The sequence below is a fragment of the Clostridium sp. C8 genome, from assembly GCF_001010885.1.
Lineage (GTDB): Bacteria > Bacillota > Clostridia > Clostridiales > Clostridiaceae > Clostridium > Clostridium sartagoforme.
This window is the reverse complement of sequence record NZ_LBMX01000106.1, coordinates 1-4,894: the sequence shown is the minus strand read 5'-3', so window position 1 is coordinate 4,894 and position 4,894 is coordinate 1. Positions and strand designations below refer to the sequence as shown.

Genomic DNA, 4,894 nt, shown 5'->3' with positions numbered 1-4,894 from the left:
TAGTGCGACAGCCCCTTTTTTTGTTTTAAATAATAAATTCATATAAAAAATTATTTCTAAGAATACTATTTAATAATTCTCATAAGTTTAAAGTATATTATAAATACTTGCTTCATAATTAAATAAAGGAATATAAAAATAAATTTGGATTAAGAGTTGTGTTTAAATCAATTTTATAAACTATTGCATATTAATAAATATATACTAAAAGCGAGAAGTAGTTTTATTGGAAAATAAATTTAAAAACTCAATAAAATTAATAGAGCTTATAAATGGAGTTATCTTTATATAGTTAATAGTAATGTTAGTCTATTAGGAGAGGAGGATTCAATGATATATATAAATAAGAATTCCTTAAAAAAAGATTATAAGAGAAAGTTCCTAGAGATAAATGGTAAAGAGCTAGAAGATGGAACTAAGGAGCAGCAATATGAAGCTTTAGGTAGTTTAATTAGAGATTATGTTGCTAAAGAGTGGCTAAATACAAATAATAAATATAAAGAAACTGGAGAAAAACAGGTATATTATTTCTCAATGGAGTTTTTGCTTGGAAGGCTATTAGGGAGTTCATTAATGAATTTAGGAATACGAGATATTTGTAGGGAAGCTCTCTTGGAATTAAATATAGACTTAAATGAGCTTGAAAATTTAGAACAAGATCAAGGATTAGGGAACGGAGGCTTGGGTAGACTTGCTGCATGTTTTTTAGATTCTATGGCATCATTAAATATACCTGGACATGGTTGTGGAATAAGATATAAGTATGGTTTTTTTGAACAAAAGATAATTGATGGCAAGCAAGTAGAGCTATCTGATAATTGGCTAAGATCAGGTAATGTATGGGAAATACAAAAAAGAGATAAATCTGAAATAGTGAAGTTTGGTGGAGATGTAAAAATGGAAACAATTGATGGGAAATTAACATTTACTCAAGTCAATTATGAATCCATACTAGCAATTCCATATGATACACCAATCACAGGATATGAAAATGAGGTAGTAAATACTTTAAGATTATGGTCAGCAGAGCCTGTAAGTAATGAATTTGATTTTTCATCATTTAGTAGAGGTGAATTTCTAAAGGCCATAGAATACAAAAATTCTGTTGAGTCTATATCATTAGTCTTATATCCAGAAGATTCTTTCTATGAAGGGAAAATTCTGCGATTGAAGCAACAATATTTTTTTGTATCTGCGGGATTACAAAGTATTGTGAGACATTATAAAAAATATAATAGTAATATATATGAGTTAGATGAAAAAATATCTATTCATATAAATGACACACATCCAACATTAGCTATTCCAGAACTCATGAGAATACTATTAGACGAAGAAAAATTATCATGGGAAGAAGCATGGAGGATAACACAAAATACAATTTCCTATACTAATCATACTATTTTAGCAGAAGCATTAGAAAAATGGCCTATAAATATGTTTAAAAAGATATTACCAAGAATATATATGATTATACATGAAATAAATGAAAGACATTGTAAAGATCTTTGGAATAAATATATTGGACAATGGGACAAGATTTCTAGAATGGCTATAATTGCTGATGGGTTTGTGAGAATGGCCAATCTAGCTATAGTAGGTAGCCATAGTGTGAATGGGGTAGCAAAACTTCATACGGAAATACTTAAGAAAAAGGAAATGTCAGATTTCTATTATCTATACCCCAACAAATTTAATAACAAAACTAATGGAATAACTCATAGAAGATGGCTATTAAAAAGTAATCCAGATTTAGCAAATTTATTAAAAGAGACAATAGGAGAGGGATTCATAAAACATCCAATGGATTTATTGAACTTTGAAAAGTATTTAAGTGATAATAATGTATTGGGTAAGCTGAGGAATATAAAATTAAATAATAAAGTTAAATTATCTAAAGAAATATACGGTTCGTATGGAATAAAGGTAGATCCAAATTCTATTTTTGATGTCCAAGTGAAAAGAATTCATGCATATAAAAGACAAACATTAAATTGTTTAAGAATAATGGATTTATATAATAAATTAATAGAAAATCCTAATATGGATATAAATCCAAGAACATTTATCTTTGCAGGAAAAGCAGCCCCAGGTTATATTTTGGCAAAGAATACAATAGAACTTATAACATCAATAGCAAATAAAATAAATAATGATCCAATAGTAAAAGATAAAATTAAAGTTATTATGATGGAAAATTATAGAGTTTCATTAGCAGAAAAAATAATTCCGGCAACAGATTTAAGTGAGCAAATTTCAACAACTACGAAGGAAGCCTCAGGAACCTCTAATATGAAGTTTATGATGAATGGAGCATTAACTATAGCAACATTAGATGGCGCTAATATAGAAATAAAAGATGAAGTCAAAGAAGAAAATATAGTTATATTTGGACTAACAGCAAATGAAGTTTTAGATTATCATAATAATGGAGGATATTCATCTTGGGATATATATAATAGTGATAATAGAATAAAAAGAATTATAGATAACCTTGTAGATGGAACTTATTCATATGATAGAGAAAAATTCAGAGCAATATATGATAGTTTATTAAAATATAATGATGAGTTTTTTGTATTAAAGGATTTTGATAGTTATATAAGAGCTCAAGAAATAGTAAATGAATTATATGGTAATAAACTTAATTGGCAAAGAATCTGTGGAGTAAATATAGCTCACTCAGGTATATTTTCATCAGATAGAACAATAAAGGAATACGCAACTGGAATTTGGGGTTCAGATGTATTGTATAAGAATTTATAAGTTTTTAATTGGGCATATGTAAGTTTACGTTGATTCGTATTAGAGCAACGGGATAAGAAAATTTACATATGTCCACTTTTTTGTAAAAAATCTTTTTACTTAACATATAATTTATATCTTACTCATATTTATTATATAAAGATGATTTGATAGTTTAATAAAATTTATATAAATGAATTAGGGGGGAGTATGATAGATGGGGAGAAAAGAAATTGTAGCAATGATTCTGGCTGGAGGACAAGGGTCAAGATTAGGAGTATTAACAAAGAGATTAGCAAAACCAGCTGTACCCTTTGGAGGAAAATATAGAATTATTGATTTCCCATTAAGCAATTGTTCTAATTCCGGTATATATACAGTTGGAGTTTTAACTCAATATAAACCATTAGAATTAAATGCGCATATAGGAATAGGAGCACCTTGGGATTTGGACAGAAGAGATGGGGGAGTAAGAATATTGCCGCCATACCAGGAGGAAAAGGGTGGTAAATGGTATAAGGGAACTGCAAATGCTATTTATCAAAATATAGAATATGTAGATAGATATAATCCAGAATATATATTGATATTGTCAGGAGATCATATATATAAAATGAATTATGATGATATGTTAGAGTTTCATAAGCAGAAAGAAGCAGATGCTACAATAGCTGTAATAGATGTGCCTATAGAAGAGGCTAGTAGATTTGGAATAATGAATACAAGAAGCGATCTATCAATATATGAATTCGAAGAAAAGCCAAGAGAGCCTAAAAGTACAAAAGCATCTATGGGAATATATATTTTTAAATGGGATATATTAAAAGACTTTTTGAAAGAAGATGAAAATGATATAAATTCAAGTAATGATTTTGGAAAAGATATAATACCTAATATGTTAAAGAAGAATATGAGATTAGTAGCATATCCGTTTAAAGGGTATTGGAAGGACGTAGGAACTATAAGAAGTCTATGGGAAGCTAATATGGATTTATTAAGTTCTAATAACAAGCTAAGCTTATACGATAAGGATTGGAAGATATACTCTGAAAATATAGCAAGACCAGCACAATATATAGGAAGTGATTCAGAAGTTAAAGAATCTTTAATAGTTGAAGGATGCATAGTTCAGGGAAAGGTAGAACACTCAATATTATTTCAAGGAGTGAGTATAGGAAAGAATTCAATAATAAGGGATTCTGTAATTATGCCTGATACTATAGTAGAAGATAATGTAGTAATAAATAAAGCTATAGTAGGTAATAATGCAATAATAAGAAGAGGATGTAAAATTGGCGATGGAAATAAAATAGCAGTTATAGCATCTAAAGAAGAACTTGAAGTTGGAACTACATTAGAGCCAGCTGAAGTATTATAGATTTAAAGAAGATATAGTTCAAAGGGATTATAAAAATAGTAAATTCGTAGTGATGCTCACTAAAGAAAAATCATGGAATACTATTAAGAATATGATATTGAAAAACAATGAGATTTTTATAGAGAAAAATGAAAATGATATTAAATATATGTATTAATAAAATTCAGTTGAAAAATAAATTTTTGAATCCTGAAAAAATAATATGCAAATAAAATAAAAAATATCTAATAGCTAAAAATACTTATCGATAAAGCTATTAGATATTTTTTATAATAGAACTTACAAAATATAACATAAGCAAAGGACAACTAATCCACCTGTATCAATATAAGAAAAATAAAGAAATTCTTATATAGTAATAAATAATATGGGGTTAATTCAAATATTTAGCGATATAAACTATATGTAAAAAAAATATAGCATGATATTATACTCTATGTCCTAAGGGACAAAACGTCTTACAAAGTTATTTAAAAGTCAATAAAAAAATAAGTTGACAGATTAATATAAAGATAGTAAGATAATGAAGTCGCTTAAAAGCGATGAAGAAAATGGTCTTTGAAAATTGAACAGAAAATAAGTTAAGTAAAATAAACCAGCAATTCTTTTAGAAGTCTTAAAACTAAGACTCAAAGTAATTTGAGACAGATTAAACTTTTTATTGAGAGTTTGATCCTGGCTCAGGACGAACGCTGGCGGCGTGCCTAACACATGCAAGTCGAGCGAGGAGATTCCCTTCGGGGATGAACCTAGCGGCGGACGGGTGAGTAA

2 protein-coding genes and 1 rRNA gene are annotated in these 4,894 nt (G+C 28.2%); all 3 read left to right on the top strand.

Features of this window, described 5'->3' with window-relative positions; genetic code table 11:
- Positions 1-330 precede the first annotated feature (330 nt).
- The gene (locus AAT22_RS17230; protein WP_047002152.1) at positions 331-2,766 is read left to right on the top strand and encodes a glycogen/starch/alpha-glucan phosphorylase; all 2,436 of its coding nucleotides are present in this window, start codon (positions 331-333) and stop codon (positions 2,764-2,766) included.
- Between the two features lie 196 nt (positions 2,767-2,962).
- Complete coding sequence (locus tag AAT22_RS17225) at positions 2,963-4,123, top strand: glucose-1-phosphate adenylyltransferase (protein ID WP_016209174.1); 1,161 nt, start codon at positions 2,963-2,965, stop codon at positions 4,121-4,123.
- Positions 4,124-4,780: 657 nt separating this feature from the next.
- Positions 4,781-4,894: ribosomal RNA gene (locus AAT22_RS17220) — 16S ribosomal RNA — on the top strand; the annotation flags it as partial.